The sequence below is a fragment of the Pseudomonas sp. 8209 genome (assembly GCF_028682105.1).
GTDB lineage: Bacteria > Pseudomonadota > Gammaproteobacteria > Pseudomonadales > Pseudomonadaceae > Aquipseudomonas > Aquipseudomonas palmensis.
Genome location: NZ_JANIAH010000007.1, coordinates 17,086 through 31,534, shown reverse-complemented (window position 1 = coordinate 31,534; position 14,449 = coordinate 17,086). Strand labels below are relative to the sequence as shown.

Here is a 14,449-nt window from a genome sequence, read left to right as displayed (position 1 = left end):
CTGCTATGGCGAATCCACATAGCTGCCGGTGACGCCGAACTGCGACTGCTGCCACAGCTCGAACACCTGCGCACGAAACCAGCGGTGCTCGGCCGAAGCCTGCAGGCGCTGGTGCCACACCACCCAGTAGCGCTGGGTGTGTTCGACGAACGCCAGCGGGCGCCACACCACCGGGTGCAGGCGGCTGAGCTGGCGGGCGATGTGCTCGGGCACGGTGACCAGTGTCTGGCTGGCGCACACCACCTGCACCGCCGCCGAGAAGAACGGCACCTGCAGGGTGATGCGCCGGGCAAGGCCCTGGCCGCGCAGGTGGCGGTCGATGAAGCTGTCCTTGTCGCCGCCGCCACAGATGCGCACGTGCCCCCGGGCCAGGTAGTCGTCCTGGCTCAACTCGGCGTGCCGGGCCAGCGGGTGTTCGCGGTGCATCAGGCACACCGCGCGATCCTCGCCGAGCATGCGCCCGTGCAGGTTGGCCGGGGCGCTGTCGAACAGCGTGGTGGCCAGGTCGATTTCACCGCTGGCCAGGCGTTCGAACTGGTCCGGCGACCAGCTGCGGTAGTCGATCGACACCCCCGGCGCCTGCTCGGCCAGGCGGCTGACCAGCAACGGCAGCATGTGTTCGGCGATGTAGTCGGAGGCGGCCAGGCAGAATCGCCGCTCGCAGCGCTGCGGGCTGAAGGCCTCGGGTTGGCGCAGGGCGTCGAGCTCGCCCAGTACCTGGCGCAGGGGCAGCACCAGCGCCTGGGCCCGTTCGCTGAGTACATAGCCGCGGCCCTGGCGAACCAGCAGCGGGTCGTCGAAGGCTTCGCGCATGTGCGCCAGCTGGCGGCTGAGCACCGACTGGCTGCTGCCCAGGCGCTCGGCGGCATGGCTGAGGTTCTTGAGCTGCAACAGCGTGTCGAGGGTACGCAGGTGCGCAAGGCTCAACGAGGCGAAGGTGGGGTTCAAGGCGCGCTCCGGCTGTGTAGTCGCCCTAGGCTAAGGGGTTTTGTACCTGATGCAAAATCCGTTGCGTGGCCTTCGCCGGCAAGGCCGACTCCTACAAGGGCACTGAAAGCTCTAGACTGTGCGCTCGTAGAACACGAGGCCCCCATGGATATCGACCTGGCGCGTACCTTCATCGAAATCGTGCGCAGCGGCAGCCTGGTGGCCGCCGCAGAGCATCTGCACGTGACCCAGACCGCGATCAGCGCACGGGTGCAGAAGCTCGAGCAGTTGCTCGGCTGCCAATTGTTCGTGCGCAGCCGCAACGGCGCCAGCCTGACCGCCGACGGCAAGGGCTTCGTGGCCTACGCCAACCAGCTGGTGCACACCTGGGAGGCGGCGCGGCGCGACCTGCCGTTGCCCGCCGGCGGCTACCAGGTGCTGCACATCGGCGGCGAAGTCAGCCTGTGCAACCCGCTGCTGCTGGACTGGGTTCGCGTACTGCATCAGAAGGTGCCCAGCCATGCGATCCGCAGCGAGGTGGGCGACAGCGACACGCTGCTGCGCAAACTGGACATGGGCCTGCTGGATGCCGCGCTGGTGTACCAGCCGGGGTACGGCCCGGGGGTGCAGGTGGAGCAATTGCTGGAAGAGAAGCTGGTGTGCGTACGCCGTGCCGGCCAGCCCGAGCCGTATATCTACATCGACTGGGGCGAGGCGTTCCGCCGCCAGCATGACGCGGCGCTGCCCGAGCACGCGCGCCCTGCCTTGAGCTTCAACCTCGGCCCGATGGCCTTGCAGTACATCCTCGAACACGGCGGCAGCGGCTACTTTCGCGCCCGCGTGGTGCAGAGCTACCTGGACTGCGGCGTGCTCGAACGGGTATTGCAGGCGCCGGAGTTCACCTACCCGACCTACCTGGTGTACGCCCGCGAGCGCGACTCGGCAGCGCTGCAACAGGCGTTTGGCCTGTTACGCGGCGTGGTCGCGGGGGACAGTGACTGGTCCCAGCGCTGGGACCCGCTGATCTAGACCGGCCTGCTCGCGCTGCAGCAGTTGCTGGTGCAGCGCGCCGATCAGGTCGGTCTGGGTGACCACCCCGACCAGTTGCCCGGCTTCGAGCACCGGCAGGCAATGCAGGCCCTGGTCGCACAGCAGCGGGATCAGGGCCACCGCCGGTTCGTCGCTGTTCACGCTGCGTACCGGTTTGGTCATGACCTGTTCCAGGCGCACCGGGCGACGCCGGCCGAACAGCGCGCGCCAGCTGAAACGGCGTGCGGCCATTGCCGAATCGAGCAGGTCGCCGACGCTGACGATACCCACCAGCTGGCGCGCCTCGTCGAGCACGGGGAGGATCTTCAGGCGATGCTCGCCCAGCATCTTGAAGGCTTGCTCAAGCGTGGTGTCCGGGCTGGCGGACTGCACGTCGCGCGACATCACCCGGGCAGCCGTCATGCCGCCCAGGCTGCGCTGCAAGGCATGGCGCTCGGTGGCCAGGATGATGCGCTCCAGATCATCACGGGTCACGTCGACGAACTCGCCCAGTTCATTCAATGCGCGGTCCAGGTCGCCGGCACTCACCCCTACCCGCTCGCTCACGGGCGCATCCTGGGTACGGTGCAGGTCGGGCCGCGGGGCGACGATCTTGGGGTAGCGCACGCCGGTCAGGCGGTTGTACACCACTGCCACCAGCAGCAGGCACAGGGCATTGAGCAGCACCGGCTCGACCACCTGGGCGCCCAGGCTCGCCAGCGACGGGTCGGCCATCGCCAGGCTGACCGCCAGTGCCGCGCCCGGCGGGTGCAGGCAGCGCAGCAGGCACATCAGCAGCACCACCAGCACCAGCGCCATGCACACCACCACCAGGCTCGCGCCCAGCCAGTGGTGCAGCACCAGGCCCACCAGCATCGCGCAGCTGTAGCTGCCCAGCAGCGGCCAGGGCTGCGACAGTGCGCCCGAAGACACCCCGAACAGCAGCACCGCCGACGCAGCCAGCGGGGCCATCAGGTGCAGGGTGACGGCGTTGCCGAACAGCACGCTGCACAGCCCGCCGGCCACCAGCAGGCCGAGCACGGCGCCAAGGCCGGCCCGCAGCCACTCTTTGGGCGGGATATGCAACGCGGCGGGGATGAAGCGATCGAGCCAGTTGTTCAGACGGCGGGTGGACATGCGACGACCTGGTACCTGTTGAAATAAAAGAAGCCCGCCCAAGACGAGGGGGCTTTGTATCGCGAGGGGGCAATACGCAAAGGGCTCCGTCCCTGGAGATGGAAATCCGGGGGTTCGGATGCGCGCAGTCTGAACAAAAGCGGGGATGGGCTCCAACGCAAAAAAATGCAGCTTGAGTGCAATTATTTTGCTGGATGAGCCGGCGGGAGGGTTCTGGCAGGAGCGCAAGGCTGCGCTCCTGCCGCTGACCGGGCCTGAACGGCCGAATCAGCCAAGCAGTGCCGGGTCGATGCCGTCGCAGTCGAAGGCGATGTAGCCACCCACTTCATCGGCCCTGCCATCGGTGATCTCGCCGTGATAGGACAGGCCGTTGCTCAGGGTGACGCAGATGTGGGTGGGGTCCTGCGGGGCGTCCAGCTTGCCGTTGAACTCGACCGTGAAGCGGGTTTCGCCATCGACCTTCAACCCGATCAACACATTGGCATTGTCCACGGCCTCGGTCTCCTTGCCTGCGTATTCGGCGCTGACGGTCACGGTGGCGGTGTCTTGATACATGCTAGAGCTCCAACGGCAGGAATGCGTGACGCCCACTGGCGCCAACCGGCGGCTAGGGTAAGCCACCAGGCGGGGTGTGGGGAATCCCCGTCGGGCGCAAGGTTGCAATTTGCATGAGGCAAAACGGGCACTCATGCAGGCTGCATGGCCTTAGGACGGTTCGGTTTTACAACTGATTGATTTTGAAAGGATAAATATTTCGTAGCATTTGGCACAGCAACTGCTCTACAGGAGGGGGAAGACCCATTTCATGACTGGAGCACCAACAATGATTACAAGTGCCGATACCTACGCCGTCCCCGCGGGGGACACCTCCAGCCACTCAGGGGTGTCCTGGGCGGCCATCTTCGCCGGTGCCACCGGTGCCGCCGCACTGTCGCTGATCCTTATCGTGCTGGGCTTCGGCCTGGGGTTCTCGGCTGTCTCGCCGTGGCCGGGTGATGGCGCCACGGCCAAGCAACTGGGTATTTCGAGCATCGTGTGGCTGGCGCTTACGCAGATCATTGCCTCGGGCCTGGGCGGCTACATCGCCGGGCGGCTGCGGGTCAAATGGGCCAACCTGCATGGCGATGAAGTGTATTTCCGCGATACCGCCCACGGTTTCCTGGCCTGGGCCTTTGCCACGCTGGTAACTGCGGTGCTGGTGGTGGGTTCGGTGAGCTCGGTGGTGAGCGGCGGCGTCCAGGCCGGCGCGATGGCGGCCTCTGGCGTGGCTGCGGCCGGTGCCGGCGCGGCTGCCAACAGCAGCAAGGCGAGCAATGACGATTCGGCCTACTTCATCGACATGCTGTTCCGTGACGAACGCCCGGTGGCGGTCACCGATGACGCGGCCCACGGCATTGCCGCGCGCATCTTCGTGCGTGGCCTGGCCGACGGCCAGCTGAACGCCGAAGACCGTACCTACCTGGCCAACGTGATTGCCCAGCGCACCCAGATCAGCCAGGCAGAAGCCGAACAGCGCATCGACACCGTGTTCGCCGAAGCCCGCCAGGCCATCGAAGAGGCCAAGCAACTGGCCGACGCCGCACGCAAGGCCGCTGCCGCCTCTGCGCTGTGGATGTTCGTGGCCCTGCTGTGCGGCGCGTTCTTCGCCAGCCTGTTCGCCATCTGGGGTGGCCGTCGCCGTGATGCCGCCGTGTTCCTGGCGGCCGACCCGGTGCGCGTCGACCCCACCACTGCCCGTACCCTCTGACAGGAGATTCACCATGCGCTCGATACTGCTGTTCTTCCTCGGTGTGCCTATCCCGATCATCATTCTGATCGCCTTGTTCATGCATTGATGCACACCCAAAGCCCCCGACCCGTCGGGGGCTTTTTTGTGGGCGACTGGCGCGGCCGATAAATTCAAAAAGGATATAAAAATAACTATTTATTCTAACTAAAAGTAATAAAAAAATTGCACTCCGCGGGCGTCAGCCTTTACTTTCAGGCCCTACCAGAAAACACCTGACGAACCCGCCTGCGGAGCCCTCACCATGTCCAGCAAACCTCCTTCGACCCTGCGCCGCGTGCTGCTTGGCGGTGCCTTTGCCGCGCTCGCCAGCCTGGTACTGCCTGGCCCGGCCGCCTACGCCGAGCCAACCAAGAACCTGCGTATCGGCTACCAGAAGTTCAACAGCGTCAACATTCTCAAGGGCTCCGGCGCCCTGGAAAAAGCCCTGGCGCCGCAAGGCATCAAGGTCAGCTGGTACGAGTTCGCCGCCGGCCCGCAGTTGCTCGAGGCCCTGAGCACCGGCGCCATCGACCTGGGGCACGCCGCCGATGCGCCGTCGGTGTTCGCCCAGGCGTCGGGCAAGTCGGTGGTGTACCTGGCCGCCGAACAGCCCTACCCGCGCGGCATCGGCATTGTGGTGCGCGAGCAGGACAAGGTCGCCGATATCGCCGCCCTCAAGGGCCAGCGCGTGGCCACCGGTCGCGGCTGGAATGCCCAGTATCTGCTGGCCGTGGCCCTGCAGGACACCGGCCTGAGCTACAAGGACATCGACCCGGCCTACGTCAACAACGCCGCCGATGCCGTGGCCGCCCTGCAATCGGGCAGCGTCAAGGCCGTGACCCTGTGGGACCCCTTCCTCGCCGCAGCGGAAAAACAACCCGGCCTCAAGACCCTGCGCGACGGCACCGGGCTGACCAACAACCGCACCTTCTACCTGTCTTCGCCAGCCTTTGCCGACGAGAACCGTGGTGTGCTCAAGACCTTCTTCACCGAGCTGGGCAAGGTCAGCAACTGGGCCAACGCAAAACCCAAGGAAGTGGCGGCCCTGCTGGCTCCGCAACTGGGTATCGGCGCCGACGTGCTGGAAGTGGCCAGCGAGCGTCGCAACTACAACGCGGTGGCCATCACCCCCGAGATCACGGCCGAACAGCAGAAGCTGGCGGACACCTTCCAGGGCCTGGGCCTGATTCCCAAGCCGCTCAAGGTCGCCGACGCCGTGTACCCCGTCTCCGTACTGCCTTGACCGCGAGCGATTCGAGCATGTCCAAGCCCATCCGTTTCAACGCCTTCAGCATGAACGCCGCCACGCACCAGTCGCCGGGGCTGTGGCGCCACCCACGCAACACCAGCAGCGATTTCAATCGCCTGAGCTACTGGACCGGGCTGGCCAGGCTGCTGGAGCGCGGACGTTTCGACGCGCTGTTCATCGCGGATGTGCTGGGCGTGTACGACGTGTACCAGGGCAGCCACGACGCAGCCCTGCGCGGCGGCGTGCAGGTACCGGTGAACGATCCGTTGCTGATCGTGCCGGCCATGGCCGGGGTCACCGAGCACCTGGGCTTCGGCATCACCTTCAGCCTCACCTATGAGCACCCGTACCCGTTCGCCCGGCGCATGTCGACCCTCGATCACCTGAGCGACGGGCGGGTGGGCTGGAACATCGTCACCGGCTACCTGGACAGCGCCGCGCGCAACCTGGGGCTGGCCCGACAGCTGGCCCACGACGAGCGTTACGAGCTGGCCGAGGAGTACCTGCAGGTGCTCTACAAGCTGTGGGAGAAGAGCTGGGACGACGATGCGGTGGTCCGCGACCGGGCCCGCGGGGTGTTCGTGGAGCCTGCGCGGGTGCACCCGATCGGGCATGCCGGTGCGCACTTCCAGGTGCCTGGCGTGCACCTGAGCGAACCATCGCCACAACGCACCCCGGTGCTGTTCCAGGCCGGCGCCTCGGCACGCGGGCAGCGCTTTGCCGCTACCCATGCCGAATGCGTGTTTATCAGCGGCCCGACCCAGACGGTACTGCGCAGCTATGTGGACGGCATTCGCCAGGCCACGCGCGAGGCCGGGCGCCAGGAAGGCGAGGTGCTGATATACGCGCAGGCGCTGCTGATCGTGGGTGACACGCGCGAAGCGGCCCAGGCCAGGCTGGACGAGTACCGCCAGTACGTGGATATCGAGGCGGCGCTGGCCTTGCTGTCGGGCTGGACCGGCATCGATTTTTCCAACCTGGAGCCGGATGCGCTGATCGAGTACATCGAAAACGATGCCGGGCGCACAGCGCTGGCCGCCTTTACCAGGTCGGACCCGAACCGGCGCTGGACCGTGCGCGAGGCGGCGGAGTTCGTCAGCCTGGGCGGGCGTGGCCCGGTGCTGCTGGGGTCGCCGGTGGAGATTGCCGACCAGCTGGAGCAGTGGCTGGATGCCACCGGCATCGACGGCTTCAACCTCACCTACGCGGTGGTGCCGGATGACCTGCAGGCGGTGGTCGACAAGGTGGTGCCGGAACTGCAGCGGCGCGGGCGCTATCGCACCGAGTATGAGGCGGGCACCTTGCGCCACAAGCTGTTCGGGCGTGGGGATCGGTTGCCGGCCGAGCATGCGGGGCGGTTGGTGCAGATCTGAGACCGTGCCGTCTGCAATCGCGGGTCAAGCCCGCTCCCACAGGTTCGACGGTTTCTGTGGGAGCGGGCTTGACCCGCGATTGCAGCACCACCGTTACCGCGTGATATATGGCCACTTGCCTCCACGCTATTGACCAGGATCAACAGATCGCAAAATCACACTCCTACACTAGATAGAGGAAATCAGAACGCAAAACAGGCCCACCATGAGCGAAGAATCCACCGTACACCCCCTGCCCCTGCCATCCGCCTCGTCCAACGACAGCAGCTCGCCGGCCACGCCCAAAGCGGCCGTCACTCGTTCGCGCCGCCCACGCGCCCCGCGCAAGCCTGCTCAGGTGATCCCTGCCGAAATCGAAATCAGTGCCATCAGCCACGAGCCTGCCGCGCTGCAGGTGGCCAGTGCGCCGCGTCGCGGCTCCAACGAAGACAGCGTGTCTGCCGCCCTGCCCGCCAATTACCCCTACCGCAACCGCATGCGCCGCGCCGAGTACGAAAAGGCCAAGCATGAGCTGCAGATAGAGCTGCTGAAGGTACAGAACTGGGTAAAAGCCACCGGCCAGCGCATCGTGGTGCTGTTCGAAGGCCGCGATGCCGCCGGCAAGGGCGGCACCATCAAGCGCTTCATGGAGCACCTGAACCCGCGTGGCGCACGTATCGTGGCCCTGGAAAAACCTTCCGACCAGGAGAAGGGCCAGTGGTACTTCCAGCGCTATATCCAGCACCTGCCCACCGCCGGTGAAATGGTCTTCTTCGACCGCTCCTGGTACAACCGCGCCGGCGTCGAGCGGGTGATGGACTTCTGCACGCCGATGCAGTACCTGGAGTTCATGCGTCAGACCCCGGAGCTTGAACGCATGCTGTGCAACAGCGGCATCCTGCTGTTCAAGTTCTGGTTCTCGGTGAACCGCGAAGAGCAACTGCGCCGGTTCATCTCGCGCCGTGACGACCCGCTCAAGCACTGGAAGCTCTCGCCCATCGACATCAAGTCGCTGGACAAGTGGGACGAGTACACCGCCGCCAAGGAGGCGATGTACTTCCACACCGATACTGCCGATGCACCGTGGACCGTGATCAAGTCGGACGACAAGAAGCGGGCGCGCCTGAACTGCATCCGCCACTTCCTGCACACGCTGGACTACCCCGACAAGGACCCGAAAGTCGCCCACCAGCCCGACCCGTTGCTGGTCGGCCGCGCCTCGCGCGGGCTGGAGGAAGAGGACCTGGTCAACACCCACTGACCACCGCTGGGGGCGCGTCAGGATGGCGCGCTACCTGCGGCCTAGCGCTTGTTTTTCTTCTTCAGGGCCTTCAGGCGCTTGGCCGCCCGCTCCACCGTGGCCATTTTCTCGGGCCGCTTCATGCGCTTCCACTGCTTGATCTCGTCCTTGCTGCGCCCGCAGCTCACGCACAGCTCGCCGCTGAGCTTGCACGCCGAGATGCACGGGTTGTCGATATCCTTGGCCATGCTGCGCGCTCAGCGCCCACCGCCCAGGTCGATGAAGCTGCCGGTGGTGTAGGAGGCCTTGTCCGACAGCAGCCACAGGATCGCTTCGGCCACTTCGGCCGCCTGCCCGCCACGGCCCATGGGGATGCCCGGTTCCAGCTTGCGGACCCGCTCGGCATCGCCGCTGAGGGCGTGAAAGTCGGTGAAGATGTAGCCCGGCCGTACGCCATTGACACGCACGCCCTCGCCCGCCACTTCCTTGGCCAGGCCCAGGGTGAAGGTGTCCAGCGCGCCCTTGGAGGCGGCGTAGTCGACATACTCGTTGGGCGAACCCAACCGCGCGGCCACCGATGACACGTTGACGATGGCACCGCCCGGCCCGCCATGGCGGGTCGACATGCGTTGCAGCGCATGCCTGGCGCACAGCATCGGCCCCACCACGTTGGTTTTCATCAGCTTGAGCAGGCGAAACTCGGACATCTCTTCCACCCGGCTCTGGTGGCCGATGGTGCCGGCGTTGTTGACCAGCGCCGTGACCCGGCCCAGTTCCTTGTCGACACGCTGGAACAGCTGGATGATTTCATCCTCGACGCTGACATCGGCGCGCACCGTGATCGCCTCGGCACCCAGCGCGCGCACCTGCTCCAGCACGCGATGGGCCGAGGCGTCATCGGCAAGGTAGTTGATGCAGATGCGGTAGCCGGCCCGCGCAGCGGCCAGCGCAGTGGCCGCGCCAATGCCGCGACCGGCGCCGGTAATGATGATCACGTTGTCCATGGATACTCCTGGCCCCAATGCCGTTCACCCGGCAAGGCTAACGCAGCATGGGGCAGCGGGCAAAGGGCTATCAGGCCTTGGGCTCGGGCTTTTGCAGCGGGTACAGGTGCTGGCGCACGATGCCTTCGGGCAGGTCCTTGCCGAATACGCCGTAGCGGGTCGGCCATTCCTTGCGCGGCAGCTTGAAGGTGCCGAACAGCATGTCGACCAGGGGCAGGTGGATCGCGTAGTTCTTGTAGATGTAGTCCTTGTGCCGGGCATGGTGCCAGTGGTGGTAGCGCGGCATCACCAGCACGTAGTTCAGCCACCCGCCGTCGATTCGCACGTTGGCATGCGCCAGCACCGCCTGCACGCCCACCAGGATCACGTAGGCATTCATCGCCTGCGGCGAGAAGCCCAGCAGGATCAGCGGTACCAGCACGCCGGTGCGGGTCAGCAGGATTTCGGCGAAATGGATGCGCGAGCCGGCCAGCCAGTCCATCGCGGTGCTGGAATGGTGCACCGCATGGAAGCGCCACATCCACGGCACCACGTGGTACAGGCGGTGCAGCCAGTACTGCCCCAGGTCGGCGACGAACACCGCCAGCACGAACTGCACCACGATCGGCAGGCTCTGCACCTTGGCCTGCAGCGTTTCGGACACCACCCAGCCGGCCAGCCAGGTGGACGAGGCGGTGACGAAGATCAGGATGAACTGCACCAGCATGTGGCTGACGAAGAAGTAGCTCAGGTCGGTGCGCCACTGCGGGCGCAGGATGTTCTGCTGCGGGTCCTTGGCGTAGAGCTTTTCCAGCGGGATGAAGATGATCGCCGAAACCAGCAACGCCAGCACGAACCAGTCAAGGCCAAGGGAATACGGGGTTTGACCGATGGTTTCGGTCTGAATGTTGGTGCCGCCCAGAAACACGGCCAGGCCCGCCGCGCTGATGCCGGTGAAGCCCAGGCGCTTGCGCCGGTTGAGCAGGATGTTGAGGGTGCCCAGGCTGAACGCCAGCACCAGCCCGGCCAGCAGCAGGGTGCGGGCGAACTGCTCGCTGTAGACCTTGCGGAACTCGCCGAAGGTCAGCCACTGCGGGAACAGAAAGCACAGCACCGCCAGCAGGCTGAGCAAGCCGAGCATGGCCGACAGGTAGCCGCTGATACGCCCTTCACCGAACCGGAACGGCTCGTGCCCGTGACGCTTGAAGTAGGCCTTGAGTGCCTGCATGGGTCATGTTTCCTTGATTGACTGTGGTACTCCATCACCGATGGTCGCCCTGACCAGGCACGACGCCATCGTTTGGGGTTAGAGGAGCGAGTGCTCCCACAGGTCACGCAGGCAGTGTCCTACCTTACAAATCTGTAATGCAGCGCTCAGTCTGGCGACAGCTTCACCCGGCTATGCTCCAGCCATGAGCCCGGTTACCCTGTTGCACTGACCGACCACCGATCATTCGAGACGCGGGTTGCCCTGACGGCGGCCCCGGAGATCCACGATGCTGAAAAAGAATTTCGTTGCCTTCGGCCTGCTGGCCATGAGTGCGCTGGCCCAGGCCGGCCAGACCATCGATGTGTACCGCGACCCCAACTGCGGTTGCTGCAAGGAATGGATCAGCCACCTGCGCGACAACGGCTTTAGCGTGAATGACCATGTGGAGCCGAACATGAGTGCAGTCAAGCAGCGCCTGGGCGTGGCGCCGCGCCTGGCGTCGTGCCACACCGGGGTGATCGACGGCAAGTTCGTCGAGGGCCATGTGCCGGCCGAGCAGATCCAGCTGCTGGCCAAGCGTCCCGACCTGCGCGGCCTGGCCGTGCCGGGCATGCCGATGGGCTCGCCAGGCATGGAGATGGGCGATCACAAGGATGCCTACCAGGTCATCGGCCTGACCCGCGACGGCACCGACGAAGTGGTCGCCAACTACCCGTGAGCACGGCGCCATGCTGAGCGGCTGGGGGCTGTTCCTCAGCGCCTTTGGCGCCGCCACCCTGCTGCCGTTGCAGTCCGAGGCGGTATTGGTCGGGCTGCTGCTGCACGAACCTGATGCCTGGTTGCTGCTGCTGGCGATTGCCACCGCCGGCAATGTACTGGGCTCGGTGGTCAACTGGCTGCTGGGTCGGGGTATCGAGCACTTGCGCGACAAGCGCTGGTTTCCGTTCAGCCAGGCCCAGCTGGACAGGGCCCAGCAGCGCTACCAGCGCTATGGCCAGTGGTCGCTGCTGTTGAGCTGGATGCCGGTGATCGGCGACCCGCTGACGCTGATCGCCGGGATCATGCGCGAGCCATTCTGGCGTTTCATGCTGCTGGTGACCGTGGCCAAGGCCGGGCGTTACCTGGTGCTGGTGCTGCTGACCCTGGGCTGGGTGCACAGCTGAGCGGCTTCAGCAGAAGCGTTGCAGTTGCATCTCGCGCAGCCGGCTGAGGGTGCGACGGAACGGGAACTCCAGGTAGCCTTCGGTATACAGCGCCTCGAGTGCCACCTCGGCCTCCAGGTACAGCGCCACGCGGCGGTCATAGCATTCATCGACCAGCGCGATGAAGCGCCGCACGCTGTCGTCGTGAATCGACAGCTGCGGCAGTTCGCGATCCCCCGCCACTACCCGCTCGGCGCCGTCCTCGGTGCCGCGGGCGATTCTGCCCGGTCGTTGCCGGGCCCCGAGTGCAGGCACCTCGCCCAGCAGAATGACCTTGAAGCGATCACACAGGGCCATGAAGTCCATGGCGGCCAGGGGCTGCTCGCACAGTTCGTTGTAAGTGCACCACACCGCCGAGGTGCTGCGTCGCACCACCTTGACCGTGCGGTAGCCCAGGCTCAGGTCCTCGCAGGTGACCGGTTCACCCGCGCTCGACTGCTCGAACACCCGGGCCAGCGCGCTGGGCTGGCCCGGCTGGCGCACCCAGTAGCGTTGCAGTTCGGCACCGGGATGCAGGCGATGGTCCTGGCCGCCGTCCACCGCCACCACGTGCATGTGCCGCTCGATGGCGGCAATCGCCGGCACGAAGCGTTCGCGATTGAAACCGTCGGCGTAAAGCTGCGCCGGCGGCTGGTTGGAGGTGGCGACGATGACCACGCCGCTGTCGAACAGCACCTGGAACAGGCGACCGAGAATGATGGCGTCACCGATGTCGTTGACGAACAGTTCGTCGAAGCACAGCACGCGGATCTCTTCGGCCAGGCCGTGGGCAAGGGCCTGCAAGGGGTCGGCGGTGCCGTTGAGCTGGAACAGGCGCTGATGCACCCAGCGCATGAAGTGGTGAAAGTGCTGGCGGCGGGCGGGCACCTGCAGGCAGCGGTGGAACTGGTCCATGAGCCAGGTCTTGCCGCGCCCGACCGGGCCCCACAGGTATACCCCACGCGCCACCTCGCCGCGCTCAAGAGCCTCGAAGCAGGCTTGAAGGCAGTCGACGGCATGCTGCTGCGCAGCGTCGGGGACAAAGCCATTGAGCTCGATGGATTGCTGGTACAACGACAGCGGGGTGAGGCTGGACATGCCGGGGGCCTGTGCGGAAAAAGGCCAAGGGTAGCATCAGTGAGGTTTGCGGGGCATGCTTCGCCTGCAGCAGCCGGCCTTGCCGGCGAAGCACGCGCCACCGCTTACTGCGTCAGGCCCACCTTCAGCAGCGCACCGTCACTCTCGTCGGTCAGCACATAGAGAAAGCCGTCCGGCCCCACCCGCACATCGCGAATACGCGCATTCAACTGCCCCAGCAGGCGCTCTTCATGCACCACCTTGTCGCCATCCAGTTGCAGGCGGATCAGCTCCTGGGCGGCCAGCGCGCCGATGAACAGGTTGTGGTCCCAGGCCTTGAAGCGCGGGTTGTCGTAGAACGCCATGCCGCTGATGGCCGGGGACTTCTCCCACACGTGCAGCGGGTCCACCGCGCCCTCGACGCGCTTGCCCTTGGCCTCGGGTATCGGCAGCAGCGAGTAGTTGATGCCGTGCGTCGCCAGGGGCCAGCCGTAGTTCTTGCCCGGCTTGGGAATGTTGATCTCGTCGCCGCCGCGAGGCCCGTGCTCGTTGGTCCACAGTTCGCCTGTCCACGGGTTCAATGCCGCGCCCTGCTGGTTGCGATGGCCATACGACCAGATCTCGGGGCGCACGTTGCTCTGGCCGACAAAGGGGTTGTCCTTGGGCACCTGGCCGTCGGGCAGGATGCGCACCACCTTGCCCTGCAGCTTGTCCAGGTCCTGCGCGGTGGGCCGCTGGTTGTTCTCGCCCAGGGCGATGAACAGGTAGCCGTCGCGGTCGAACACCAGCCGCGAACCGAAGTGGTTGCCGCTGGACAGCTTGGGCTGCTGGCGGAAGATCACGTTGAAGTCGTCCAGGCGCAGGTTGTCGCTCGACAGGCGGCCGCGCCCCACGGTAGTACCGGCCGTGTCGCCATCACCCCCGCCTTCGGCATACGAGAGGTAGACCATGCGGTCCTGCTTGAACTGCGGCGACAGCGCCACGTCGAGCAACCCGCCCTGCCCCTTGGCCCACACCTGAGGCACGCCGCTCAACGGCGAACCGACCTTGCCGTCGGCACTGATGATGCGCAGGTTGCCCTGGCGCTCGGTCACCAGCATGCCCTGCCCGTCGGGCAGGAACGCCAGCGCCCACGGGTTCTTCAGCCCCTCGGCCAGGGTACTGACGGTGAGCTGGCCTTCTTCGCTGGGGAAGGTGCGCTCGGGGGCGGCGGTGGCGGTCAGTGGCAACAGCGCCGCAGCGCAGAGGAAGAGTAGCCAGGTACGTGAAGACATGCAGGGTTCCTTGCAGTGGGCC

The 14,449-nt window shown here is 65.8% G+C and carries 15 protein-coding genes; 7 read left to right on the top strand and 8 right to left on the bottom strand.

Going from position 1 to position 14,449, the window contains the following annotated elements; translation table 11 throughout:
• Positions 1–3: 3 nt before the first annotated feature.
• Positions 4–948, bottom strand: a complete 945-nt coding sequence (locus NP552_RS16485) for a LysR family transcriptional regulator (protein ID WP_255000072.1) — start codon at positions 946–948, stop codon at positions 4–6.
• 144 nt (positions 949–1,092) lie between these two features.
• Between NP552_RS16485 and NP552_RS16480 the strand changes: the two genes are divergently transcribed.
• On the top strand, positions 1,093–1,956 hold the full coding sequence (locus NP552_RS16480; protein ID WP_274096919.1) for a LysR family transcriptional regulator: 864 nt from the start codon (positions 1,093–1,095) through the stop codon (positions 1,954–1,956).
• On the opposite strand, the gene NP552_RS16475 is transcribed toward NP552_RS16480, so the two are convergent.
• Both NP552_RS16475 and NP552_RS16470 read right to left on the bottom strand, forming a co-directional pair.
• Positions 1,897–3,093, bottom strand: a complete 1,197-nt coding sequence (locus tag NP552_RS16475) for an HPP family protein (protein WP_043861116.1) — start codon at positions 3,091–3,093, stop codon at positions 1,897–1,899. The two genes, NP552_RS16480 and NP552_RS16475, sit on opposite strands and share 60 nt — an antisense overlap.
• Before the next feature lie 267 nt (positions 3,094–3,360).
• Complete coding sequence (locus NP552_RS16470; protein ID WP_043861117.1) at positions 3,361–3,648, bottom strand: hypothetical protein; 288 nt, start codon at positions 3,646–3,648, stop codon at positions 3,361–3,363.
• A gap of 268 nt (positions 3,649–3,916) precedes the next feature.
• Here NP552_RS16470 and NP552_RS16465 point away from each other — a divergent pair, with 268 nt between their 5' ends.
• From NP552_RS16465 to ppk2, 4 genes are all read left to right on the top strand, one after another.
• Positions 3,917–4,840 (top strand): hypothetical protein, encoded by a 924-nt coding sequence (locus NP552_RS16465; RefSeq protein WP_058540420.1) that lies wholly within the window; start codon positions 3,917–3,919, stop codon positions 4,838–4,840.
• 283 nt (positions 4,841–5,123) lie between these two features.
• Complete coding sequence (locus tag NP552_RS16460) at positions 5,124–6,104, top strand: aliphatic sulfonate ABC transporter substrate-binding protein (protein WP_058540421.1); 981 nt, start codon at positions 5,124–5,126, stop codon at positions 6,102–6,104.
• A 17-nt stretch (positions 6,105–6,121) separates the two neighbouring features.
• Positions 6,122–7,483, top strand: coding sequence for an LLM class flavin-dependent oxidoreductase (locus tag NP552_RS16455; protein ID WP_058540422.1), 1,362 nt, complete (start codon positions 6,122–6,124; stop codon positions 7,481–7,483).
• 205 nt (positions 7,484–7,688) lie between these two features.
• Positions 7,689–8,723, top strand: a complete 1,035-nt coding sequence (gene ppk2, locus NP552_RS16450; protein WP_043861121.1) for a polyphosphate kinase 2 — start codon at positions 7,689–7,691, stop codon at positions 8,721–8,723.
• A 41-nt stretch (positions 8,724–8,764) separates the two neighbouring features.
• Here ppk2 and NP552_RS16445 read toward each other — a convergent pair whose 3' ends face one another.
• From NP552_RS16445 to NP552_RS16435, 3 genes are all read right to left on the bottom strand, one after another.
• Positions 8,765–8,950, bottom strand: a complete 186-nt coding sequence (locus NP552_RS16445; RefSeq protein WP_043861122.1) for a DUF1289 domain-containing protein — start codon at positions 8,948–8,950, stop codon at positions 8,765–8,767.
• 9 nt (positions 8,951–8,959) lie between these two features.
• Entirely contained in the window at positions 8,960–9,706 is a 747-nt protein-coding gene (locus NP552_RS16440; protein ID WP_043861123.1) for an SDR family oxidoreductase, read from the bottom strand.
• Between the two features lie 70 nt (positions 9,707–9,776).
• Entirely contained in the window at positions 9,777–10,913 is a 1,137-nt protein-coding gene (locus NP552_RS16435) for a sterol desaturase family protein (RefSeq protein ID WP_043861124.1), read from the bottom strand.
• Between the two features lie 268 nt (positions 10,914–11,181).
• Between NP552_RS16435 and NP552_RS16430 the strand changes: the two genes are divergently transcribed.
• A complete protein-coding gene (locus NP552_RS16430) occupies positions 11,182–11,613 on the top strand; it encodes a DUF411 domain-containing protein (RefSeq protein WP_043861125.1) in 432 nt (143 codons plus the stop codon).
• A gap of 10 nt (positions 11,614–11,623) precedes the next feature.
• On the top strand, positions 11,624–12,058 hold the full coding sequence (locus tag NP552_RS16425) for a YqaA family protein (RefSeq protein WP_043861126.1): 435 nt from the start codon (positions 11,624–11,626) through the stop codon (positions 12,056–12,058).
• A 6-nt stretch (positions 12,059–12,064) separates the two neighbouring features.
• Here the strand turns inward: NP552_RS16425 and zapE are convergent, their stop codons facing one another.
• Positions 12,065–13,174, bottom strand: coding sequence for a cell division protein ZapE (zapE, locus tag NP552_RS16420; RefSeq protein ID WP_274096918.1), 1,110 nt, complete (start codon positions 13,172–13,174; stop codon positions 12,065–12,067).
• A gap of 104 nt (positions 13,175–13,278) precedes the next feature.
• A complete protein-coding gene (locus NP552_RS16415; protein ID WP_274096917.1) occupies positions 13,279–14,427 on the bottom strand; it encodes a PQQ-dependent sugar dehydrogenase in 1,149 nt (382 codons plus the stop codon).
• Positions 14,428–14,449 lie beyond the last annotated feature (22 nt).